A 22,454-nucleotide genomic window follows, 5' to 3' on the forward strand; every position below is an offset into this window, starting at 1 on the left:
ACTTTTTATTTTACCTCGAAAGCTCTACTTTAAGTTTTTACAGCATATAGGAGGGGGAAAAATGATTTCTTTTAACAATGTAAGTAAAGTGTATGAATCAGCTGGGCAATTTGTTCATGCGGTGGAGGATGTAACATTATCAGTTGAGAAAGGCGAAATTTTTGGCATTATCGGTTTTAGTGGAGCTGGAAAGAGTACATTATTACGCTTAGTAAATATGTTAGAGAGACCGACGGCAGGAACGATTTCAATAGATGATAAAGATATTACATCATTATCGACGAAAGAATTACGCAAACTAAGACAAAGAATCGGAATGATTTTTCAAAGCTTTAATTTATTTAATTCAAGAACAGTGTTTGGGAATATTGCTTATCCATTAAAGTTAGCGAAATTGCCAAAGAACGAGATAAAGGAACAAGTGAATGAACTGCTGAGGTTTGTAGGGTTAGAAGATAAAGCAAACTATTATCCAGAACAGCTATCAGGGGGACAAAAGCAGCGTGTTGGTATTGCTAGAGCACTTGCGACATCGCCAGATATTCTTATATGTGATGAGGCAACATCAGCCTTAGATCCAGAAACGACGACAGAAATTCTAAACTTATTAAAGAAAGTAAATCGAGAATACAATTTAACAATTCTTCTTATTACACATGAAATGCATGTTGTGAAAGAAATTTGTCACCGTGTAGCTGTAATGGAGAAGGGAAAAGTTATTGAAGAAGGAAAACTGTTTGATGTTTTCACGCAACCAAAAACAAAGACGACTCAAAACTTTGTACGTTCTGTTATTAATGATCATTTACCAGAAAGTGTTCTAGCGAAAATTCAAAATGGTGGTCAAATTTATCGTCTAACATTTACTGGTGAGGAGACAGGACAGCCGGTACTATCATATATCGCAAAAAACTATAACGTTGATGTAAATGTACTGTACGGAAATATTATTGAACTTCAAAATGTGCTATTTGGAAATCTGCTTGTAGAATTGCAAGGTGAGCAGAGGGAAATTCAAAAAGCATTACAACATCTAAGACTGCAAGTGCAGCTGAAGGAGGTAGAAGCTCATGCGAGTTGATTGGAGTATATTTTGGCCGCGCATACTAGATGCGACGGGAGATACCCTCTTAATGGTAATTGTAACACTTATATTCGCTACAATTCTGGGTATACCTCTAGGTTTACTTTTATATGTAACGAGAAAAGGAAACTTTTTAGAAAATAAATGGGTCTTTTCTATTCTTAACATCATAATTAATACAATTCGTCCGGTACCATTCATTATCTTTTTAGTAGCTTTAAGCCCACTAACAAGAAGCGTTATTGGAACGACGATTGGAACAGCAGCGGCAATTTTCCCGATGACGTTAGTCGCATCAATTGGTATTGCTAGAATGGTTGAAACAAATCTTGTTTCCGTTCCGAAAGGAGTAATTGAAGCAGCGCAAGCAATGGGCGCCTCGCCAATTAGAATCGTTTTTGAAATCCTTGTACCAGAAGCGTTAGCACCATTAATCTTAGGTGTCACGTTTATGACAGTTGGTTTAATTGAATTTTCTGCAGTTGCTGGGCTTGTCGGTGGTGGCGGTCTTGGTGACTTGGCAATGACATATGGTTATCAACGTTTTGATACATCGGTTATGTTCGTAACGGTTGTTTTACTTATTATTCTCGTACAGATAGCTCAAAATTTAGGAAACTACTTTGCGAAAGTCTTGTTACGCAGATCATAAAAAGGAAGAGAGGAAAAGAAAATGAAGAAAATTTTAGCATTTGCATTATCAGCGATTGTAGGAATCTCAGCATTAAGCGGCTGCTCAAGTGGAGACACGGGTGCAGGAGCGAAAGAAAAAGTAGTTCGCGTCGGTGTAACTGGAACGGATGGAGACGCTTGGGAAATTTTGAAGAAAAAAGCTGAAAAAGAAGGGATTAAAGTTAAACTGATTGAGTTCTCTGATTACACAACGCCAAATAAAGCGTTAGCTGATGGAGATATTGAATTAAACTCATTCCAGCATATTGCTTTCTTAGAGCAATTTAAAAAAGAGCATAAGTTAGATATTACAGCTGTTGGTACAACGCAAATTGCACCAATGGGTTTATACTCTGAAAAATATAAGAAAGCAAATGAAATCCCAGATGGTTCAGAAATTGCAATTCCAAACGATCCAACGAACCAAGCACGTGCATTAAAACTTCTTGATGCAGCTGGATTATTAAAGCTTAAAAAAGATTTTGGCTTATTTGGAGATCCAAGCGGCATTGCTGAAAATCCGAAGAAATTAAAAATCACGCCGGTTATCGCACAGCAAACACCTCGTGTATTAAAAGATGTAGCAGCTTCAGTTATTAATAACGGTGTTGCTGGTCAAGCTGGATTAGATCCAGCGAAGGATCCTATTTTCTTAGAAGATCCAAAGAATGAAAATGCGAAGCCTTATATTAATATTTTCGCAGCTCGTACGAAAGATAAAGATGATCCAACACTGAAAAAAGTAATTGAATTATATCATTCAAAAGAAGTAACAGATGCAATTAAGAAAGAAACAAATGATGGTTCAATTTCAGTTGACCTTTCACTTGAGGAGCTTGAAAAAATCGTAAAATAATGATTGGGTTTAATGGACTAACAGAAGGAACCCCTCCGCTGTTAGTTCGTTCAACATATAATCTACTTAACAAACGAACCCTAATTCTGTACCTTCCAATTTTGTATAACGTAGAATCCAATGTTTGTTAAGTAGAGTAATGGACCAGGAGTTTTCCTGGTCTTTTTTTATGAATGAAAGTAGATAGCGAACAGTAAGGTAATCTGAAAAACCAATTGTTTAGATTGTTTTTTTCAGATTAGACAGAAAACTTCCTTTAAAATAGTATTCTTTTATGATAGATTTATAAATATAAAACTAGAATTTACATAAAAATCCATCATGGTAAATATACTTATCTATAATGGGTATACAGCTAACGAGGGGGAGAACGATGAGAAGACGTAATACGCAAGCGTTCACATTTTTAGCATGGACTTCATTTGTTTGTGCGCTTTCAGGTATGCTAATTGGGATTTATACGTTAGATGAAACGCTTAGTGTAAAAGGATACTATTTAATTGGAACACTATTTTTAACGATGTCTTGTTTTGTGTTACAAAAAACAATTCGTGATAATGAAGAAGATAACGAGAGATTTCCGAAAAATAAACCGTTAGATAAAGAGTAAATTGTAAAGAAAGGCATTTGCCTTTCTTTTTTTATGTAAAAATGGCGTAAGTGCCGTGTGTTGACTTGCTTGAAGTACTGAAAATTTGGTATCATCAATAGTATTGTAGATTGAACGATATATTATGGAGGTGGCCTAGCCGTGTCAAGAATTTCCGTTGAGAATGTAAAGCACGTAGCACATTTAGCACGTCTTGCAATTACTGATCAAGAAGCTGAAAAATTTCAAAAACAACTAGATGCAATTGTTACATTTGCAGAACAGTTAAATGAATTAGATACAACAGATGTAAAACCAACAACTCATGTATTAACTATGAAAAATGTTATGCGTGAAGATGTACCAGAAAAAGGTTTACCAGTCGAAGAAGTATTAAAAAATGCACCGGATCACAAAGATAATCAAATCCGTGTTCCAGCAGTATTAGAATAGAGGAGGGGAATTTCGATGTCATTATTTGATCATTCAGTATCAGAGTTACATAAGAAATTAAACAACAAAGAAATTTCCGTTACGGATTTAGTAGAAGAATCTTACAAACGTATTGCGGATGTTGAAGATAACGTAAAAGCTTTTCTTACATTAGATGAAGAAAATGCACGCGCAAAAGCGAAAGAATTAGATGCAAAAATCGGCGCTGAAGATAATGGTTTATTATTCGGTATGCCAATTGGTGTAAAAGATAACATTGTAACTAACGGTCTTCGTACAACTTGTGCGAGTAAAATGTTAGCAAACTTCGATCCAATTTATGATGCGACAGTTGTGCAAAAGCTAAAAGCTGCTGACACGATTACAATCGGTAAATTAAACATGGACGAGTTTGCAATGGGTTCTTCAAATGAAAACTCAGGATTCTACGCTACGAAAAACCCATGGAACTTAGATTACGTTCCGGGCGGATCTAGTGGTGGTTCTGCAGCAGCTGTAGCAGCGGGAGAAGTACTATTCTCTCTAGGTTCTGATACGGGTGGTTCTATCCGTCAGCCGGCTGCATATTGCGGTGTTGTAGGTTTAAAACCAACTTACGGACGCGTATCTCGTTACGGATTAGTAGCATTCGCATCTTCACTTGACCAAATCGGACCGATTACACGTACAGTAGAAGACAATGCATACTTATTACAAGCTATTTCAGGTATTGACCGCATGGATGCAACTTCTGCAAATGTTGAAGTTGGAAACTATTTAGCTGGTTTAACAGGCGATGTTAAAGGTTTACGCATTGCTGTACCGAAAGAATACTTAGGCGAAGGTGTTGGCGAAGAAGCTCGTGAGTCAGTACTAGCTGCTTTAAAAGTATTAGAAGGTATGGGCGCAACTTGGGAGGAAGTATCTCTTCCGCACTCTAAATACGCTCTAGCAACGTATTACTTATTATCTTCTTCTGAAGCATCTGCTAACCTTTCACGCTTTGATGGCGTGCGTTACGGTGTTCGTTCTGATAATGTAAATAACTTATTAGATCTTTACAAAAACACACGTAGTGAAGGTTTCGGTGATGAAGTTAAACGTCGTATTATGCTTGGTACATTTGCCCTTAGCTCTGGTTACTATGATGCATATTACAAAAAAGCACAACAAGTACGTACATTAATTAAAAATGACTTTGAAAATGTATTTGCTAACTATGATGTTATTATTGGACCAACAACACCAACTCCGGCATTTAAAGTTGGAGAAAAAGTTGACGACCCAATGACAATGTATGCAAATGACATTTTAACAATCCCAGTAAACTTAGCGGGTGTTCCAGCGATTTCAGTTCCATGTGGATTCGGTGCTAACAACATGCCACTTGGTCTACAAATCATTGGTAAACACTTCGATGAAGCGACAATTTACCGCGTTGCACATGCGTTTGAGCAAGCAACAGACTATCATACAAAAAAAGCAAGTCTGTAAGGAGGCGAGCATAGATGAATTTAGAAACAATTATTGGTTTAGAGGTTCACGTTGAGTTAAAAACAAATTCGAAAATTTTCTCTGCGAGTCCAACAGAATTCGGAGCGGAGCCAAATACACAAACAAGTGTAATTGACTTAGGATACCCAGGGGTACTTCCTACTTTAAATAAAGAAGCAGTTAACTTTGCAATGAAAGCTGCAATGGCATTAAACTGTGAGATCGCAACGGAAACGAAGTTCGACCGTAAAAACTATTTCTATCCAGATAATCCGAAAGCTTACCAAATTTCTCAATTTGATAAGCCAATTGGTGAAAATGGTTGGATTGAAATCGAAGTAGACGGTAAAAAGAAACGTATCGGTATTACACGTCTTCATTTAGAAGAAGATGCTGGTAAATCAACGCATACAGCTGATGGTTCATTAGTAGACTACAACCGTCAAGGTATGCCTTTAATCGAGATCGTATCTGAGCCAGATATGCGTACGCCAGAAGAAGCATATGCATACTTAGAGAAGTTAAAATCAATCATTCAATATACTGGTGTATCTGATTGTAAGATGGAAGAAGGTTCTCTGCGTTGTGATGCGAACATTTCTCTTCGTCCAGTTGGACAAGAGAAGTTTGGTACAAAAGCGGAACTGAAAAACTTAAACTCATTCACTTACGTACAAAAAGGTCTTGAGCACGAGCAAGTGCGCCAAGAAAAAGAACTGTTATCTGGTGGTATCATCCAACAAGAAACACGTCGTTATGATGAAGCAACGAAGAAAACAATCTTAATGCGTGTGAAAGAAGGATCTGACGATTACCGTTACTTCCCGGAGCCAGACTTAGTTGAACTTTACATCGACGATGAGTGGAAAGAAGCAGTTCGAGCTTCTATTCCAGAACTTCCAGATGCGCGTAAAGCTCGCTACGTTGCAGAAATTGGCTTACCAGCTTATGATGCACACGTATTAACATTAACGAAAGAAATGTCTGATTTCTTTGAAGCGACTGTTGCAGACGGTGCTGATGCGAAATTAACATCGAACTGGTTAATGGGTGAAGTACTTGCATACTTAAACAAACAACAAAAAGAATTAAAAGACGTTGCATTAACGCCTGCTGGTTTATCTAAAATGGTTCAATTAATTGAAAAAGGTACAATTTCTTCTAAAATTGCGAAGAAAGTATTTAATGAATTAATCGAAAAAGGTGGAGACCCAGAAGAAATCGTTAAAGCGAAAGGTCTTGTTCAAATTTCTGACGAGGGTACACTTCGTAAAGTTGTAACAGAAATTCTTGATAATAATGGGCAATCTATCGAAGACTTTAAAAACGGTAAAGACCGTGCAATTGGGTTCTTAGTTGGTCAAATTATGAAAGCTACAAAAGGACAAGCAAATCCACCGCTTGTTAACAAAATCTTACTTGAAGAGATTAATAAGCGATAATAGTAGTGACTTTTAAAGATTAAGCAGAAAAACACCCGTACATGGGTGTTTTTCTAGGTTAATCAAACGTTTGTTTAAATGAGACAAAATCGTTTAAACAAACGTTTGATTAACTGTCAAAAGTGGAAAAATGTTTGTATAGCAACTATGGTATGATAGTTGCAAAAAGGTGGGAATAATGATAAATCTAAACATAGAGGTTTTTTTTCATCTCATGAAATAATAGATAGTTATTATTCGTTATATGTAAATTTTTATGGAAGAATGGATAGAAATAAAGTGAAACTTTAATCAGTGGGAGGTTCATCCAAAGCTGATTATTAGCCCACACCAATCGGGCATTTACTGCCCACAAATAGCGGGATAAATTTTTTGGTCAAATAAAACAAAACCATTGAAATGAATATTTACTTTTGATGGACTACACGAATCGGGTTCTTACTGCCTGTTTGAGCGGGATAAAAGAAGGATAGCAAGATGAGAGGAGGTAGGCATGGGAATACTGAATAGAAGTTCGGTATGTTCTTTTTCGATGCATAAAGAAATTTCCTGTGCTAATAAATGATGAAGCGAGCAAGAATTATTTATAATCCTACTTCTGGGCGTGAGCTATTTAAGAAGAGCTTACCAGAAGTATTACAAAAATTAGAACAAGCTGGCTATGAGACATCTTGTCATGCGACAACGGGTCCTGGAGACGCTACTGTGGCGGCGAGGCAAGCTGCGGATCGTAAGTTTGATGTTGTTATTGCCGCTGGTGGCGACGGTACATTAAATGAAGTAGTAAACGGTTTAGTTGGACATGAATTCCGCCCGAAATTTGGAATTATTCCAGTTGGAACGACAAATGACTTTGCACGTGCGATTGGTGTACCTCGTTCTATTGAAGAGGCAGCAGATATTATTTGCGAAGGAAAAACAGTGCCATTAGACCTCGGTAGAGCGAACGATACATATTTTATTAACATCGCTGGTGGCGGTCGTATTACAGAATTAACATACGAAGTACCGAGTAAGTTAAAGACAGTATTAGGACAACTTGCTTATTACCTAAAAGGTATCGAGATGTTACCATCATTGCATCCGACATATGTTGAAATTGAGTATGATGGAAAGTTACTACAAGAAGAAATTACGATGTTTTTAATTACGAATACTCGTTCAGTAGGTGGATTTGAAAAGGTAGCACCGTATGCATCTATTAACGATGGGTTATTTGACCTATTAGTACTGAAAAAAGGTTCTATCGCTGATTTAATTAAAGCAGCAACACAAGCACAACGTGGTGAACATATTAATAATCCAAAAGTGTTATATACACAAGCGAACCGAATTAAAGTACATTCACCAGATAAACTAATGATTAATTTAGATGGTGAGTATGGTGGAGATGCACCGATGGAATTTGAAAATATATATCATTGTTTAGAACTATTTGTTCCTGAACATCAAGAGGATGCCTTGTAAAGGCATCCTTTTTTACTTTGTTAAAATGAATTGTAAATTGGGAGTTAGTTTGATTTTTATGGTATTTTTACAATTCTTTTATTTTACATCCATATTTTATTGATACACTGGAGGAGATAAGAAACGAGAGGTAGGATGCTATGGAGAAGGTAAAAGCAATACTATTTGATAAAGATGGGACATTAATGGATTTTCATTCAATTTGGATAAAAGTAGCTGAAGAACTTGTAGCTGAATGTATAAGTTTATATCATTTACCAAGTACAATAGGGCAGACCTTATTAGAAGAGATTGGTGTAGAGGGAGCATTTGTTAATCCGAGGAGTGCAATAGCTGCTGGAACAAGCCTTGATGTAGCGAAGGGGCTTTGTAATTATATTGAGTCTGCTAGAGAAGAAGAGATGCATCATTGGGTAAGTGAGAAGTTATTTTCCCTTATGTATGAGCATCGTTCGCATATGAAAATGACAGCAGATTTACCGAAAGTGTTACAGGCATTAAAAGATAAAGGATTTATATTAGGGGTTGTCACGGCGGATGATTTCGCACCAACAGAATTATTTTTAAAACAATATAAGTTGGAGAACTTTTTTGATTATATTATAGCCTCGGATACATTCCTTGCGCAAAAACCAGATAAAAAGATTATAGAAGTGTTTTGTGAGAAATTTAATTTAGAATCATGTGAGGTTGCGGTTGTTGGAGATACGCCAACTGATTTACATTTAGCTAAAAATGGTGGTGATTGCTATGCAATTGGGGTGCTATCTGGTACGGGAGACCGTCCAACATTAGAACCACTTGCTGATTTAGTGTTAGATTCTGTTGGAGAGTTTATTTCTCAATCGGGTGAGTTTTTCTGGGAGAAAGAAAAGTCTAATGTGTAAGGAAAATAAGTCTATAAAGACTCTTAATGAGTCTTTATAGACTTATTTTTTATGCCTGGATACAAAGAATATAGGATAAATGCTAGAAAGGAAAGTTGGCATATATTTTGCAATAAGAAGAGAAAACAATGTAAAGAAAAGGATGGGGTACGCAATGAACACAAAAAAATTTGCTAAAGTAAATGAACAAATTCCAGGACCGAAAGCGGCATCTTTATTAGAACGCCGTCAAAATATAGTACCAAAAGGAGTAAGTAACGGCATCCCAACGTTTGTACAATCTGCAAATGGTGCTCTTGTAACAGATGTTGATGACAATCAGTACATTGATTTTGCAGGAGCAATCGGGACAATTAACGTAGGGCATTGTCATCCAACGGTTAAAGAAGCGCTCCATAAACAAGTCGATCAATACATTCATACTGGATTTAATGTCATGATGTATGAGCCATATATTGAATTAGCAGAAAAGCTTGCGGCATTGGCACCAGGAAGTTTCGATAAGCAAGTCCTATTTTTAAATAGTGGTGCAGAAGCAGTTGAGAACGCGGTGAAAATCGCTCGTAAATATACGAAGAGACCTGGTATTATCGCATTTTCTAAAGGTTTCCACGGTCGTACATTAATGACAATGACGATGACAAGTAAAGTGAAGCCATATAAATTTGGGTTTGGTCCCTTTGCTCCAGAAGTATATAAAGCGCCATTTCCATACGAATATCGTCGCCCAGAGGGATTAACGGAAGAGCAGTATGATGATTTTATTATTGAAGAGTTTAAGAACTTCTTCATATCGGAAGTAGCACCAGAAACAATTGCAGCTGTTGTAATGGAACCTGTTCAAGGGGAAGGTGGATTTATCGTCCCAAGTAAGAAATTTGTTCAAGAAGTACGCCGCATTTGTTCAGAGAACGGCATCTTATTTGTAGCGGATGAAATACAAACAGGCTTTAGTCGTACAGGAAAATATTTTGCAATTGATCACTATGATGTCGTTCCAGATTTAATTACAGTGTCTAAATCATTAGGGGCTGGTGTACCGATAAGTGGTGTCATTGGACGTAAAGAAATTATGAATGAATCTGCACCAGGTGAACTTGGTGGAACGTATGCAGGAAGTCCATTAGGATGTGCAGCTGCATTAGCTGTTCTCGATGTAATAGAAAATGAGAAATTAAATGATAGAGCGATAGAATTAGGAAAAGACGTAATGAACCGATTCGAAGAGATGAAAAATAAATATCATTGCATCGGTGATGTGCGTGGGTTAGGAGCAATGTGTGCATTTGAGGTCGTTCAAGATCGTAAGACGAAAGCACCTGACAAAACGTTAACGGCTAATCTATGTGCAGAAGCAAATAAGCGTGGGTTACTTTTATTATCAGCAGGAACGTATGGAAATGTTATCCGTGTGTTAATGCCTTTAGTTATTACAGATGAGCAACTTGAAGAAGGTTTAACAATAATTGAAGAATCATTGCAAGCTTGTTATGAGCAAACGAACATCGCTCGCGTTTAAAAACTGAAGTATAAATAGCAAACATTCTAGCTGACTCTATATTAAATGCAGAAAATTCACTTTATAATAAAGATAGTGAAGTGGATCGATGGATTTGAAGTTAGGGGTGGCTAGGATGGTTGCAGAAAAGGAACGAGTGTTAATGGATTTAAAAGATGTATTTGAATATGCGTTTGACGAAATTTTTGTTACAGATGAGCAAGGGATCGTTGTACGTGTAAATAGTACATGTGAAAGGCACTACCAACTAGCTGCAGAAGAGTTAGTTGGTAAGCATGTAAAAGAACTACAAAAGGATGGAATCTTTTATCCATCAGCGACATTAGAAGTGATTGAAAAAAAGAGGCCAATTGAACTCGTTCAAACTACAAAATCAGGAGAGTATTTACACGTTCGTACAAGGCCTGTTTTTGATGATGAGGGAAATTTAAGAAGAGTGATTAGTTATTCTCGCGACCTTACTGAACTCTATCAATTACGTCAAAAGGTAGAGGAAATGGATAATCAGCTAAAAACATATAAAAAAGAATTAAGAGAAACATATGAGCATGAAGGACTTATTTTTAAAAGTCTAGCTATGCAAAAAATAGTCGATACAATCAAAAAAGTATCTGTAGTGGATAGTACTGTTCTCGTTTTAGGCGAGACTGGAGTAGGAAAAAGTCGATTAGTACGCTATTTACATGAAGTGAGTCACCGTAAGCATGAAAGTTTCTATGAAATTAATTGTGCGGCATTACCAACTAATTTAATTGAATCGGAGCTTTTTGGATATTCAGGTGGATCTTTTACAGGTGCGAATCGTGAAGGGAAAAAGGGACTATTAGAATCCGCGCATAAAGGAACTCTTTTTTTAGATGAAATCGGTGAAATGCCGCTTGAAATTCAAGCGAAGCTTTTGCAAGTATTGCAAGAAAAAACATTTCGTCCTATAGGCGGAAGAGAATTAAAAAAAGTAGATGTTCGAATTGTGGCGGCAACAAATAGAGATTTAAGCGAGATGGTGAAACAAGGAACATTTCGGAAAGATTTATACTATCGTCTGAATGTCATTCCAATTGCAATTCCCCCGCTTAGGGAAAGAACAGAAGATATTTTACCGCTTATTTATCATTACTTGCAGCACTTTAATAAAAAGTACGGACGTGATGTGAAACTAGCACCGGGTACATTACAAATGTTTGTCGGATATCCGTGGGAAGGAAACAATAGAGAGATAGAGAATGTAATTGAGAGAATTGTTATTACTGTCGATGATGTTGTAACGGTAGAGGATTTGCCACTCTCTATGCAAGAGGCTGCAGTTGAACAATCGGGGCAAAGCCTTTATAAAATGCTGGAAGAGGTAGAGAGAAATATTATTCTTAAAGCGTATAAAACGTATGGATCAAGTTATAAAGTGGCTGAGTTTTTGCAAATTAGTCAATCTGCTGCTACTAGGAAAATTAAGAAGTTCATAGAGGAGGAAGAAAACATTGGATAAAAAGGCGACTTTCGTAAGTATAGATAAAAAGGCGATGTATATAAATGGTGAGTGGATTACACTACAAGAACAAATTGAAGTAAATAATCCTGCGACGAAGGAAATATTTGCAACTGTACCAAAAGGCGGAGTAACAGAGGCCAAGCAAGCTGTTGATGCTGCACATGAAGCTTTTAAAACGTGGTCTAAGTTAACGGCAGCAGATCGTGCCACGAAGTTAAAAAAGTGGTTCATGCTTATTGATAAAAATAAAGAAGAGATCGCAGCGATTATGACGAAGGAACAAGGAAAGCCGTTTGCAGAAGCGCTTGGTGAAGTAAATTATGCAAATAGCTTTGTTGAATGGTATGCAGAAGAGGGGAAACGTGTATATGGTGAAATGATTCCTGCTTCTCATCCGAATAAGCGCATTTTAGTTATGAAGCAACCAGTTGGCGTTATGGCAGCTATTACACCATGGAACTTTCCAGCTGCTATGATTACGAGAAAGGTAGCCCCAGCGCTTGCAGCAGGCTGTACAGCAGTTGTAAAACCTGCAAGTCAAACACCACTAACTGCATTAAAATTAGCTGAATTAGCACATGAAGCGGATATTCCAAAGGGTGTAATTAATATCGTAACAGGTAGTGCAAAAGCAATTGCTGATACGTGGATGGAAGATGGTCGTGTGCGAAAAGTGTCCTTTACAGGGTCAACGGAAATCGGAAAAGAGTTAATGGCTAGTGCGGCGCAAACGATGAAAAAAGTTTCACTGGAGTTAGGTGGTCACGCTCCGTTTATCGTAATGAATGATGCAGATTTAGATAAAGCAGTAGAAGCGGTGATTGGTTCGAAATTCCGTAACGCAGGACAAACGTGTATATGTACAAACCGAGTATTCGTTCAAGAAGAAGTATACGAAGTATTTGTAGAGAAGTTCCAAAAGGCAGTAGGGCAGTTGAAAGTAGGAGACGGTTTCGGTGACGGAACGACTGTCGGACCACTTATTGATGAGAATGCAGTTTCAAAAGTACAAGAACATATTGAAGATGCTATTCAAAAAGGTGGAACAGTTTTATATGGTGGTCAAAAGGTCGCAGAGTTAGAGGGACATTTCATGCAACCGACTGTAATTGGGTTGGCAAATGATACGATGCTTTGTATGAACGAAGAAACATTTGGGCCAGTGGCACCAGTTGCGAAATTTAAAAAAGTTGATGAAGTAATCGAACGTGCAAATAATACACCATACGGTTTAGCTGCGTATATTTTCACGAAAGACATTAGCCAAGCATTCCAAATTAGTGAAGCGCTAGAGTACGGTATTATTGGTCTAAATGACGGTCTTCCATCAGTTGCACAAGCACCATTCGGTGGCTTTAAAGAAAGTGGTATCGGCCGTGAAGGAGGCCATTTCGGCATCGAGGAATATTTAGAAATTAAATATATTTCATTAGGACTATAAGTAGTATACTAGAATCTCTATAAGGTAACAGAGAAGGAGATTCTAGTATGGTATATTGGCTATTATTACTTGTTACAATTATTTTTGAAGTGGCTGGAACAATTGCGATGAAACTATCAAATGGTTTAACAAAGCTCGTTCCAAGTGTATTGATTTTCGTATTTTATGGAATTTGTTTCAGCGTGTTCGCCATCGTTGTGAAGAAGATTCATTTAAGTATTGCTTATGCTATTTGGTCTGGCGTTGGAACATTACTTATTACAATCATTAGTGTGTATTTTTTTAAAGAGCACATTAGCTTATTCCAAGCATTTTGTATTCTTTTTATTGTTTTGGGTGTCATTGGTCTTAAGGTTTCATCGGCATCCTGAAAGCTATCTTTTGTAGAAGATAGCTTTTTTCTATTTGTGCAGTTAGCAATTAATACGACAAAATATGACAAGAAAGAGTAAAGCGTTTTGTGATGATACATATGAAATATTGTCTTATGTGGAGGAAAGAGTATGTTAAAAAAGGTGAGTCAAATTGTTTTAATTTTTGGCATAGCTTTTAGTTTAAGTGCTTGCACTGAGACTAAAGATAGTAATGAAAGTAAACAAGAAGATGTTCAAGATAAAGTGTATAAAATAGGGGAGACAGTAGACGTAGATGGTTTGCAAGTAACTATCGATTCAGTTAAATTAGGATATCCGGATTATGATGAGGATAAAAAGAAAGAAGAGATTTTGGGGGTTATTTTCAAAGTGGAAAATAATAGTAAAAAGGAAATACCTTTTGCATTTTATGAATTTGAGATTATCGATAAGAAAGGTACAAGATTTAAAGAATATAATAACCCTGATAGCTTTATTAGTAAAAAGTTAGCACCAGATGAAAAAATTCAAGATATCATGCTATTTGACGTAGCGAAAGAAAATACGTATATCGCTACGTATAGACCGGAGTTTACGCGTGAAAATAGAACGATAAAATTTGAATTGAAACCAAATAAATAAAAAACACATTGGATTATCCAATGTGTTTCTTTATGGTAATAGATTTAAAACGCCCAGTTACCTTTACGGAAGATAGGCTCATGTCTGCCATCAGCTGTAATACCATCGATATCAAGCTCAGCGGATCCAATCATGAAGTCGTTGTGTGTAATACTAGCGTTTGCGCCGTTTTCAGCAAGTTCTTCTTTAGACATTGTTTTTCCGCCAACTAAGTTAAATGCATAAGCATTTCCGATTGCAAGGTGGCAAGATGCATTTTCGTCAAATAGTGTATTGTAGAATAAAACATTTGTGTTTGAAATTGGTGAGTCATGAGGTACTAAAGCTACTTCTCCTAAGAAGTGAGAACCTTCATCTGTTTCTACTAAATGTTTTAAAGCTTCTTCACCAGCTTCAGCTTTATAGTCTACGATACGTCCGTTTTCAAATGTTAACGTGAAATTATCGATAATATTACCTGCAAATACTAACGGTTTTGTACTAGAAACTTGGCCGTTTACACCTGTTTTAAGTGGCATTGTAAATACTTCTTCAGTTGGAATATTAGCCATAAATGGTACGTTCTTTTCATTTAAGCTACCAGCACCAGCCCATACATGTTTTTCTGGAAGTTCGATTGTTAAATCTGTTCCAGGACCTGTATAGTGAAGAGCTTTATAATGCTTTTCGTTTAAGTAATCCACTTTTGTATGTAATGTTTCATCATGTTCTTTCCATGCTTCTACAGGATTTTCTAAATCAGCACGAGTAGCTTTGAAAATAGCATCCCATAACTTTGCTTCTTGTTCTTCTGGCGCTATGTCAGGGAATACTTTCGCAGCCCATTCTTTCGTAGGAACAGAAATGACACACCAACTTACTTTATCTGCTTGTACGTAATCACGGTATACTTTCATTGCTTCTCCAGCTACTTTATGAGCTGTTGCAATACGCGATGCTTCTACACCTTTTAATAAATCAGGTTTTTCTGCATAGATAGACATAAATGCAGCGCCTTCTTTTGCTAATTCTTCACGAGCATGTGCTTTCCAAGATGGAAATTCAGCGAAAGCTTCTTCAGGAGCTAGATCGAACTTTAAGCGTGTTAACGTCTCATCATTCCAATCTACATATACGTGTTTTGCACCAGATTTATATGCTTTTTCTGTAACGAGGCGTACAAATTGTACAGCTTCAAGAGGTGCACTAATTGATAAAGTTTGTCCAGGTTGAATATTAACACCAACATTAACTGCAAGAGCAGCATATTTCTCTAACGTTTGTTCAAATGACATATGTATAATCTCCTTTAATTTGAAAGATTTCTTACTATATATAATACAAGAAAATTCTAAAAATATATATAAATATAAAGTAAAAAGAGAGCTCAAAATGTATTGAGCCCTTATATTTACTTAATTGAAGAAGCAAACTGCTCTACAGTCGTTGTATGGTGTATACGAACGCGCTTCATCTTTAACAATTCATCAGGTTCACCCTTCGTAATGAATTGCCCAGGCTTTGTCGTCGTCGCAAATTGATAATACTTCTTCGTTTCTGTAACAACCTTATCATCTACATGACCGAATGGATATGCGATTGCGATAACAGGCTTACCTGTTATTTTTTCTAGTTTTTCTTTTGAACCTTTTAACTCTTCCTCATAGTTTGTAATTTTCGGTAAGTCTGCATGTGTTGCAGTATGAGATTGCACCGAGAAAATGCCGGAATCAACCATTTCTTTTATTTCAGAAGTAGACAATGCTCCTTCTACATCAACGTTATCAACAATCATATATTCTGTTGCTGCCGGTTTAAAAGTATCATCTTTTAGCTTTTGTAAAACGCGAAATGCATTCATATTATTTTTCATACCGTCATCAAATGTAACGAAAATCGGCTTATTTACTTTATTTATATCGCCCCAGCGTTCAAACGTTAACAGCGTATAACCATTGTCCTTTAAATGTTTCATTTGTGCTTCAAAGTTAGCTGGTGATACGAATAAGTCTTTAATACCTTGACCATGATAATCATCAATTGCGTGATACATAAGAACAGGAACCTTTTGTTCGAAAGTAATAGTAGATTTCGTAAGCGGGATTGTTTTCCCATCTTCTTTCATTCCTGTTGCTTCAATTTGGAACTCACCGCGTTTTCCTTCAAATTCTTTTATATCAAAAGGAAGTGTGAATTGCTTCTCTTTTTCTTTAGAAGAAAAAGATTTAGCACTTTCCTTTCCATCAGCTGTGCGCCAAATTTTATATTGTACCTCAGTTAAATTATCTTTTATATCTGTCATATGAATAGTAGTGTCTGTAGATTCGTATGTGATGGGAGTATAAGAAATTTTACCTTGTTCTTGTACAGTCTCTTTTTGTTTAGCTACTTCTTGAACCTTTTTCTCTTTTTTAGGTTCTTGGCTTACATTGCTAGTATTGCAGCCTGCTAGAATGGCAGACGTACATAAAGCAATTGTTGCGTATTTTCTCATAAAAATCACCTTCTATTGTGTAGTATGTTGCATATTGACATTAAAATCCCCACCGCTATAAGAGTGGTGGGGATATACCCTTGTTCATCATATCATTTGAAGAAAATGAGGGGAATATGATTTTTAGGAGGCTATTAAGGTAATAGATTAGTGACTTTGAATAGATGTATTTTTTTGTTTCTTATTAGAATTAATAATGATATAACCAACTACAAAGATAAGAGGAATAATGAAGACATAGATAGGCATTCCCCATACATAATAGCTTTTCAGCGTTAAGACTAGTAAATGTAAGAAATCGAAAATTGCGTGGGCTTTCATAATATCCTCCAATGTTTTTTGAAAATTATAACATTTTAAACTTGTTATTTGTATAATTTGGAAAGTAATTTAAGCTAATTTTAAAGTAAGAAGAAGACTTATTGATATGCAATTTTGCATACAGATATGGATTTTATTAAAATATAAAGATTTTATACTATAATAAAAACCGCTATAAAACTAAGTAAGAATAATGTATGGAGTGGAGAATAGAAATGAAATATAAAAAAATAATATATATCTTTTTCATATCACTATTTATAGTTGGTTGCCAAAGTGAAGTGAGTAAAGCGAATAGTGTGGAAGAGTATATTCCATCGCATCTTATGAATGCGGAAGTGACGGCGGATATCATGACACTAGAGATGGATCGTGATACACGTAAAAAAGTAGAGGTTATTACTAAAAAGATGAGTGATCATGTGAAGAATGATAAAGAGTGGTACGTAAACTACATATCAGGGCATATAGATAAACAGGTGAAGCCGTATCATCCTAACTTTGGTATTACAGAAGAAGAATATAACTTTTTTAGAAACGCCGTTGAGAATAGTAGTTTATCTAATACAAGTGATGGAAAACTTCAATTTAAGCAAAAAAGTAACCATGAAATTGAAATTGTTTCAAGTAGAAACCTAGAACTATTCCAGCATCTAGTAATTGATACAGAGAAGAATATAATAAAAACTTCTTTTGGAGAATGTCAGTATGTTGGAGAAATAAAGCCATCTTCAGAAAAAAGAATATTAGGTCGAGTAAATGGAAAACAATGGATGTTACAAAAAGAAAATTTAATCTATTTATTCTCTTTAGGAAAGCTTGAAGGAGAAGATAAATCTGTTATGGTTATTTCAGTAAAAGGCATACACGAAGGAAAACTTATTAGTAACGAGGAAGTAGTCGAATTTCGTTCGGTTTCATAAAGAATCAAAAAAATCACCTTACTCGTTAAAGTAAGGTGATTTTTTATTAAATAAACAATCCAGCGATTGTTGCAGATAAAATAGAAGCAAGTGTTGATGCAAATAGCATTTTCCAACCAAATTTAGAAACAACGCTTCCTTGTTTTTCAGAAAGGGCACGGATTGTACCAACGATTGCACCAATTTGGCTAATACTTGCGAAGCTAATTAAGAATACTGTAACGATTCCAACTGTACGTGGAGCTAATGTTGTAGCTGTGTCTTTTAAATCAAGGATTGCTACAAACTCGTTTAAAACAATCTTCGTACCCATAATACCACCAGCTGGGATAATATCTTGAGTTGGAATACCCATTAAGAATGCGAATGGAGAAAGTACGTAACCGAAGATTTGTTGTAAAGTAACAGCATGTCCCATTGCGCCTGAAGCTGCACTAATTACGTAGTTTACAACTTCCATCACACCGATAAAGGCGATCATTAATGCGGCAACGATACCAGCTACTTTTAAACCATCAAGCGCACCGTTAATCATTGCGCCGATAAAGCTGTCTCCGAATAGAGTTCTATCAAATTTCTGAATCACTTCATCTTCTTTTTTCGTATCAACTGGTGTTAATAACGAACAAACGATTAAGCTTGAGAATAAATTTAGCGGAAGAGCTGCTAGTACGTATTTTGCATCTAACATCATTACGTATGATGCTGTAACAGAAGCAGAAACGGAGCTCATCGCAGAACAACAAATGATAAACATACGATTTTTATTGAAATGCTGTAAATCGTTTTTAATAACGATTAACGCTTCACTTGAACCGAAGAATACAGAGTTTACTGCGTGGAATGATTCAACGCGTGGTAAACCAGTAATTTTTGAAATTGCACCGCCGACAACGCGAACGATGAATGGTAAAACACCTAAATAACTAAAGATTGAAAGTAGTGCTGAGAAAAATACGATAATTAATAATACGTTTAAGAAAAAGACAAAATCTCTGTGAATTCCATTAAAGAGAAAATCGACACCTGTCGTACCAAGTTTAATTAGTTTGTTGAAAACTTTACTAATGAAAATAATGATTTGTTGACCAATCTTTGTAGCAAACATAAACCAACCGATTAAAATTTGGAAACCAATCATAATTGCAATTGCACGGAAGTTGATTTTACTTTTGTTGTTTGACAAAGCAAAACATAAACCTAACACGGCAAGAATACCGATAATGCTCATTACATATTGCATGTAGTTGCCCCTTTCAGAAGTTCGTATAAAGTTTGTACATAAAACGTTCGTTATATTACTAAAAATAAAAGAACGAGGTTTTATGTCATACGTAAGATGTCTGACCTTTTAGAAAAATAAAAATAAAAAAAGACCCATATGGATTCACTTTCATCTATGAGAGAAAGCTAATCAATATGAGTCCTTTTTTACGCATAGGCTAATATTCATTAGTTTTCCCCATAGTCCAGCAATTTAAGGTTGCCGGGTAGAAACTCTCGATCCATATTATCAAGTATATATGAGGTAACATCGTCCGTATTAAATTAGTAGTAGCGTAACATTAACAGAGAAGTATCGTCAATAGCTTTTTTTCTTCCAATAGAAAAAGACCATATAAGTATGATAAAATGTAACGCAGTGTTATGAAAAAGAGAGGTCGGAAAATGAGTACTAAAATGACGCCACCAGTTGAGAAAAACGAGTTTATAGATGTAGTATTTGAAGATTTAACACATGATGGTGCCGGTGTTGCGAAAGTAAAGGGCTATCCTATTTTCGTTAAAAACGGATTACCAGGTGAAGAAGCGCAAATTAAAATTATTAAAGTGAAGAAAAACTTTGCATTTGGTCGTTTAATGAAGCTTCATACAGAAAGTCCATATCGTAAAGATGCAGAGTGCCCGGTATATAACCAGTGCGGCGGTTGTCAGCTTCAGCACTTAACTTATGAAGGACAATTACAGGCGAAAGAAAAGCAAGTACGTGACGTTATGCAGCGCATCGGAGGACTAGGCGATGTTCCTGTTCATCCTGTACTTGGTATGAAGAACCCGTGGGTATACCGCAATAAAGCACAAGTACCAATCGGAGAACGTGAAGGTGGGCTTGTAGCTGGTTTCTATCGTCAAGGAACGCATGACATCATTAATATGGAATCATGCTTAATTCAGGCAGAAGAAAACGATACATTAATTCAAGAAGTAAAACGTATTTGTGAAAAGCACGGTATCACTGCGTACAACGAAGAGCGTAACAAAGGAACACTTCGTCACGTAATGGCTCGTTACGGACAAGTAACAGGGGAAATTATGCTTGTCTTCATTACACGTACAGCAGAACTACCAAACAAAAAAGCAATTATTGAAGAAATTGCAGCGAAATTCCCAGAAGTAAAATCGATTGTTCAAAACGTAAATACGAAGCGTACGAATGTAATTTTCGGAGATAAAACGACAGTACTGTACGGATCAGAATATATTTATGACTTTATCGGTGACATTAAATTTGCGATTTCAGCACGTTCATTCTATCAAGTAAACCCAGAACAAACGAAAGTGCTATACGATAAAACGTTAGAATACGCAAAATTAAATGGTAACGAAACAGTAATCGATGCCTATTGCGGAATCGGATCAATCTCGTTATTCCTAGCGCAAAAAGCGAAAAAAGTGTACGGCGTTGAAATCGTCCCAGAAGCAATCGAAGACGCAAACCGAAACGCAGCACTAAACAACATGACAAACGCTGAATTTGGCGTAGGAGAAGCAGAAGTAGTCATTCCAAAATGGTACAAAGAAGGCGTAATCGCCGACACAATGGTCGTAGATCCACCGCGTAAAGGCTGTGACGAAGCATTACTAAACACAATCATCGACATGAAGCCAAACCGCGTCGTATACGTATCGTGTAACCCAGCAACATTAGCACGTGACTTAAAAGTACTAGAAGAAGGCGGATATAAAACACAGGAAGTACAGCCTGTTGATATGTTCCCGCATACGACTCATGTGGAGTGTGTGGCTTGGTTAAGCCTTGATATATAGGGGTTTTATAATGATTGTTGATGGGTTTGACCACGGTTTGACCACATCAACAATTTTTTATGATTTTAACGCCTCACTTAGCGCTATAGTGGCACTTTCTTGCATATCTAACGTAACATGACTATAGGTGTCCAATGTGGTCTTAATGGAATTATGTCCTAATCGTTCACTTACGATTTTCGGATTAATACCTAATTTAAGAAGAAGTGTGGCATGAGTATGTCGTAAGTCATGGAATCTAATTTTAGGAACTTGTGCTGTTTTTATAAACCTTTCAAAGACAGTAGTTAATGTTCTTGGATAGATTGGCCTACCATCTTCTCTACTGAAAACTAAGTCATTATCTTCATAAGCTTTACCGATAGCTAATTTAAATTCATTTTGTTTTGCTTTATAACTTTTCAACTCATTACATAAGCTTTGGTCAATAGAAATTAAGCGTTTAGAACCCGATGTTTTCGGTTCTGTAAATCGAAATCCTAATTCATCGTAAATTAGAGTTTCAGTCACACTAACCTTACCTTCAACTAAATCTACATTTTTCCACTTTAGGCCTAGCAATTCACCTCTACGCATACCGGTATTAAGTGCAAGTAAAAATAAATGATAGTAAATAGGATTGTCAAATTTAGCGTATGTTAAGAAGGTTTTCGTCTCCTCAATTGACCACGTATTATTGACCACTTTTCGTGGGCGAGGGATTTCTACATGTTCAAACGGGTTTTTATATAAAAGTTCCCATTTAACAGCATCTTCTAATGCCCCTTTTAAAACGATAAAAATATACTCAATGTATTTAGGAGATAATTCTTCATCGATTAGCGATTTAACAAATCGTTGTCCATGTAGAGGTTTTAAATCTTTCAGTTTATGCGAACCAACTACAGGAATAATCCTACTGTTCACAGCTCGTCTATAATTAATGAATGTAGTATCTCTCACTCGTTGCTTAGCTGTGTTTTCAAGCCACTCCTGTAAATATTCACTGAGAGTAAGATTTTTATCATCAACTAGACTCCCAGTATTAAACTGATGAATAAGTTCATTACATGCTCTTTCGGCTTCTTTCTTTGTTTTAAAGCCTGATACTGTTTTTTGTTTTCTTTTGCCAGTAAGAGGATCTCTTCCAATATCAATTGTAAATGACCACTTTTCACCGCGTTTTCTAAAATATCCTTTCATTATCCATACCTCCTTGAACTAATAGTATTCGAATAGTACAAATAATTCCAGTATTAGAAAAAGGAAAAAGTAACTCGGATGAGTTACTTTATGGTAAACTATATTCAACTGTATACGTTGGGTGGCTGGTTGCTATCCTTTCT

The 22,454-nt window shown here is 36.2% G+C and carries 21 protein-coding genes and 1 riboswitch; of the genes, 16 read left to right on the forward strand and 5 right to left on the reverse strand.

The window, feature by feature from the left end; genetic code table 11:
- Nucleotides 1-61 precede the first annotated feature (61 nt).
- The 14 genes from ACLBXA_RS27280 to ACLBXA_RS27345 all read left to right on the forward strand — a co-directional run bounded on the left by ACLBXA_RS27280 (nucleotide 62) and on the right by ACLBXA_RS27345 (nucleotide 14,364).
- Nucleotides 62-1,081, forward strand: a complete 1,020-nt coding sequence (locus tag ACLBXA_RS27280; RefSeq protein ID WP_447617605.1) for a methionine ABC transporter ATP-binding protein — start codon at nucleotides 62-64, stop codon at nucleotides 1,079-1,081.
- A complete protein-coding gene (locus ACLBXA_RS27285; protein WP_001261865.1) occupies nucleotides 1,071-1,736 on the forward strand; it encodes a methionine ABC transporter permease in 666 nt (221 codons plus the stop codon). The genes ACLBXA_RS27280 and ACLBXA_RS27285 overlap by 11 nt, the downstream gene beginning before the upstream one ends.
- 21 nt (nucleotides 1,737-1,757) lie before the next feature.
- Nucleotides 1,758-2,612 carry a MetQ/NlpA family ABC transporter substrate-binding protein gene (locus tag ACLBXA_RS27290; protein ID WP_000721588.1) on the forward strand — a complete coding sequence of 285 codons (855 nt, stop codon included), beginning with the start codon at nucleotides 1,758-1,760 and terminating at the stop codon, nucleotides 2,610-2,612.
- Between the two features lie 373 nt (nucleotides 2,613-2,985).
- Nucleotides 2,986-3,222 (forward strand): YiaA/YiaB family inner membrane protein, encoded by a 237-nt coding sequence (locus ACLBXA_RS27295; protein ID WP_001254393.1) that lies wholly within the window; start codon nucleotides 2,986-2,988, stop codon nucleotides 3,220-3,222.
- Nucleotides 3,223-3,363: 141 nt separating this feature from the next.
- Nucleotides 3,364-3,654 (forward strand): Asp-tRNA(Asn)/Glu-tRNA(Gln) amidotransferase subunit GatC, encoded by a 291-nt coding sequence (gatC, locus tag ACLBXA_RS27300; protein ID WP_000086999.1) that lies wholly within the window; start codon nucleotides 3,364-3,366, stop codon nucleotides 3,652-3,654.
- Between the two features lie 15 nt (nucleotides 3,655-3,669).
- Entirely contained in the window at nucleotides 3,670-5,127 is a 1,458-nt protein-coding gene (gene gatA, locus ACLBXA_RS27305; protein WP_000051441.1) for an Asp-tRNA(Asn)/Glu-tRNA(Gln) amidotransferase subunit GatA, read from the forward strand.
- Between the two features lie 14 nt (nucleotides 5,128-5,141).
- The gene (gene gatB, locus ACLBXA_RS27310) at nucleotides 5,142-6,569 is read left to right on the forward strand and encodes an Asp-tRNA(Asn)/Glu-tRNA(Gln) amidotransferase subunit GatB (protein WP_001047684.1); all 1,428 of its coding nucleotides are present in this window, start codon (nucleotides 5,142-5,144) and stop codon (nucleotides 6,567-6,569) included.
- Between the two features lie 561 nt (nucleotides 6,570-7,130).
- Nucleotides 7,131-8,036 carry a diacylglycerol kinase gene (locus ACLBXA_RS27315; protein WP_000977679.1) on the forward strand — a complete coding sequence of 302 codons (906 nt, stop codon included), beginning with the start codon at nucleotides 7,131-7,133 and terminating at the stop codon, nucleotides 8,034-8,036.
- Nucleotides 8,037-8,176: 140 nt separating this feature from the next.
- Nucleotides 8,177-8,923 carry an HAD family hydrolase gene (locus tag ACLBXA_RS27320; protein WP_000416657.1) on the forward strand — a complete coding sequence of 249 codons (747 nt, stop codon included), beginning with the start codon at nucleotides 8,177-8,179 and terminating at the stop codon, nucleotides 8,921-8,923.
- A gap of 154 nt (nucleotides 8,924-9,077) precedes the next feature.
- Nucleotides 9,078-10,442 (forward strand): 4-aminobutyrate--2-oxoglutarate transaminase, encoded by a 1,365-nt coding sequence (gabT, locus tag ACLBXA_RS27325; RefSeq protein WP_447617606.1) that lies wholly within the window; start codon nucleotides 9,078-9,080, stop codon nucleotides 10,440-10,442.
- 115 nt (nucleotides 10,443-10,557) lie between these two features.
- The gene (locus ACLBXA_RS27330; protein WP_000225147.1) at nucleotides 10,558-11,925 is read left to right on the forward strand and encodes a sigma-54 interaction domain-containing protein; all 1,368 of its coding nucleotides are present in this window, start codon (nucleotides 10,558-10,560) and stop codon (nucleotides 11,923-11,925) included.
- A complete protein-coding gene (gabD, locus tag ACLBXA_RS27335) occupies nucleotides 11,918-13,369 on the forward strand; it encodes an NADP-dependent succinate-semialdehyde dehydrogenase (RefSeq protein WP_000358125.1) in 1,452 nt (483 codons plus the stop codon). Before ACLBXA_RS27330 ends, gabD begins: the two co-directional genes overlap by 8 nt.
- 47 nt (nucleotides 13,370-13,416) lie before the next feature.
- Nucleotides 13,417-13,740 carry a DMT family transporter gene (locus ACLBXA_RS27340; protein WP_000263262.1) on the forward strand — a complete coding sequence of 108 codons (324 nt, stop codon included), beginning with the start codon at nucleotides 13,417-13,419 and terminating at the stop codon, nucleotides 13,738-13,740.
- A gap of 132 nt (nucleotides 13,741-13,872) precedes the next feature.
- The gene (locus ACLBXA_RS27345; protein WP_000915107.1) at nucleotides 13,873-14,364 is read left to right on the forward strand and encodes a DUF4352 domain-containing protein; all 492 of its coding nucleotides are present in this window, start codon (nucleotides 13,873-13,875) and stop codon (nucleotides 14,362-14,364) included.
- 44 nt (nucleotides 14,365-14,408) lie between these two features.
- On the opposite strand, the gene ACLBXA_RS27350 is transcribed toward ACLBXA_RS27345, so the two are convergent.
- The 3 genes from ACLBXA_RS27350 to ACLBXA_RS27360 all read right to left on the reverse strand — a co-directional run bounded on the left by ACLBXA_RS27350 (nucleotide 14,409) and on the right by ACLBXA_RS27360 (nucleotide 17,158).
- A complete protein-coding gene (locus ACLBXA_RS27350; RefSeq protein WP_447617607.1) occupies nucleotides 14,409-15,638 on the reverse strand; it encodes an aminopeptidase in 1,230 nt (409 codons plus the stop codon).
- A 116-nt stretch (nucleotides 15,639-15,754) separates the two neighbouring features.
- The gene (locus ACLBXA_RS27355) at nucleotides 15,755-16,837 is read right to left on the reverse strand and encodes a polysaccharide deacetylase family protein (RefSeq protein WP_001233760.1); all 1,083 of its coding nucleotides are present in this window, start codon (nucleotides 16,835-16,837) and stop codon (nucleotides 15,755-15,757) included.
- 147 nt (nucleotides 16,838-16,984) lie between these two features.
- Nucleotides 16,985-17,158: a hypothetical protein gene (locus ACLBXA_RS27360; RefSeq protein ID WP_000643592.1), complete on the reverse strand. Its 174-nt coding sequence runs from the start codon at nucleotides 17,156-17,158 to the stop codon at nucleotides 16,985-16,987.
- 215 nt (nucleotides 17,159-17,373) lie between these two features.
- Between ACLBXA_RS27360 and ACLBXA_RS27365 the strand changes: the two genes are divergently transcribed.
- Entirely contained in the window at nucleotides 17,374-18,081 is a 708-nt protein-coding gene (locus ACLBXA_RS27365; RefSeq protein WP_079245002.1) for a hypothetical protein, read from the forward strand.
- 46 nt (nucleotides 18,082-18,127) lie between these two features.
- Here ACLBXA_RS27365 and ACLBXA_RS27370 read toward each other — a convergent pair whose 3' ends face one another.
- Nucleotides 18,128-19,324, reverse strand: coding sequence for a NupC/NupG family nucleoside CNT transporter (locus ACLBXA_RS27370; RefSeq protein ID WP_001200491.1), 1,197 nt, complete (start codon nucleotides 19,322-19,324; stop codon nucleotides 18,128-18,130).
- Nucleotides 19,325-19,526: 202 nt separating this feature from the next.
- Nucleotides 19,527-19,628, reverse strand: a riboswitch (purine riboswitch).
- A 121-nt stretch (nucleotides 19,629-19,749) separates the two neighbouring features.
- Between ACLBXA_RS27370 and rlmD the strand changes: the two genes are divergently transcribed.
- Nucleotides 19,750-21,129 (forward strand): 23S rRNA (uracil(1939)-C(5))-methyltransferase RlmD, encoded by a 1,380-nt coding sequence (gene rlmD / locus ACLBXA_RS27375; protein WP_048567402.1) that lies wholly within the window; start codon nucleotides 19,750-19,752, stop codon nucleotides 21,127-21,129.
- 57 nt (nucleotides 21,130-21,186) lie between these two features.
- Here the strand turns inward: rlmD and ACLBXA_RS27380 are convergent, their stop codons facing one another.
- Nucleotides 21,187-22,311: a tyrosine-type recombinase/integrase gene (locus ACLBXA_RS27380; RefSeq protein WP_134208587.1), complete on the reverse strand. Its 1,125-nt coding sequence runs from the start codon at nucleotides 22,309-22,311 to the stop codon at nucleotides 21,187-21,189.
- Between the last annotated feature and the right edge of the window lie 143 nt (nucleotides 22,312-22,454).

This window comes from Bacillus sp. D48C (assembly GCF_053345735.1).

Excerpts from the sequence above, each read along its gene's own strand:
- ACLBXA_RS27350 (WP_447617607.1), bottom strand. The coding sequence starts at position 15,638 with ATGTCATTTGAACAAACGTTAGAGAAATATGCTGCTCTTGCAGTTAAT.
- ACLBXA_RS27380 (WP_134208587.1), bottom strand. The coding sequence starts at position 22,311 with ATGAAAGGATATTTTAGAAAACGCGGTGAAAAGTGGTCATTTACAATT.
- ACLBXA_RS27370 (WP_001200491.1), bottom strand. The coding sequence starts at position 19,324 with ATGCAATATGTAATGAGCATTATCGGTATTCTTGCCGTGTTAGGTTTA.
- gatB (WP_001047684.1), top strand. The coding sequence starts at position 5,142 with ATGAATTTAGAAACAATTATTGGTTTAGAGGTTCACGTTGAGTTAAAA.
- ACLBXA_RS27355 (WP_001233760.1), bottom strand. The coding sequence starts at position 16,837 with ATGAGAAAATACGCAACAATTGCTTTATGTACGTCTGCCATTCTAGCA.
- ACLBXA_RS27290 (WP_000721588.1), top strand. The coding sequence starts at position 1,758 with ATGAAGAAAATTTTAGCATTTGCATTATCAGCGATTGTAGGAATCTCA.
- ACLBXA_RS27295 (WP_001254393.1), top strand. The coding sequence starts at position 2,986 with ATGAGAAGACGTAATACGCAAGCGTTCACATTTTTAGCATGGACTTCA.
- ACLBXA_RS27285 (WP_001261865.1), top strand. The coding sequence starts at position 1,071 with ATGCGAGTTGATTGGAGTATATTTTGGCCGCGCATACTAGATGCGACG.
- gabT (WP_447617606.1), top strand. The coding sequence starts at position 9,078 with ATGAACACAAAAAAATTTGCTAAAGTAAATGAACAAATTCCAGGACCG.
- ACLBXA_RS27340 (WP_000263262.1), top strand. The coding sequence starts at position 13,417 with ATGGTATATTGGCTATTATTACTTGTTACAATTATTTTTGAAGTGGCT.
- ACLBXA_RS27345 (WP_000915107.1), top strand. The coding sequence starts at position 13,873 with ATGTTAAAAAAGGTGAGTCAAATTGTTTTAATTTTTGGCATAGCTTTT.
- ACLBXA_RS27365 (WP_079245002.1), top strand. The coding sequence starts at position 17,374 with ATGAAATATAAAAAAATAATATATATCTTTTTCATATCACTATTTATA.
- ACLBXA_RS27360 (WP_000643592.1), bottom strand. The coding sequence starts at position 17,158 with ATGAAAGCCCACGCAATTTTCGATTTCTTACATTTACTAGTCTTAACG.
- gatA (WP_000051441.1), top strand. The coding sequence starts at position 3,670 with ATGTCATTATTTGATCATTCAGTATCAGAGTTACATAAGAAATTAAAC.
- ACLBXA_RS27320 (WP_000416657.1), top strand. The coding sequence starts at position 8,177 with ATGGAGAAGGTAAAAGCAATACTATTTGATAAAGATGGGACATTAATG.
- ACLBXA_RS27315 (WP_000977679.1), top strand. The coding sequence starts at position 7,131 with ATGATGAAGCGAGCAAGAATTATTTATAATCCTACTTCTGGGCGTGAG.
- ACLBXA_RS27330 (WP_000225147.1), top strand. The coding sequence starts at position 10,558 with ATGGTTGCAGAAAAGGAACGAGTGTTAATGGATTTAAAAGATGTATTT.
- rlmD (WP_048567402.1), top strand. The coding sequence starts at position 19,750 with ATGAGTACTAAAATGACGCCACCAGTTGAGAAAAACGAGTTTATAGAT.
- ACLBXA_RS27280 (WP_447617605.1), top strand. The coding sequence starts at position 62 with ATGATTTCTTTTAACAATGTAAGTAAAGTGTATGAATCAGCTGGGCAA.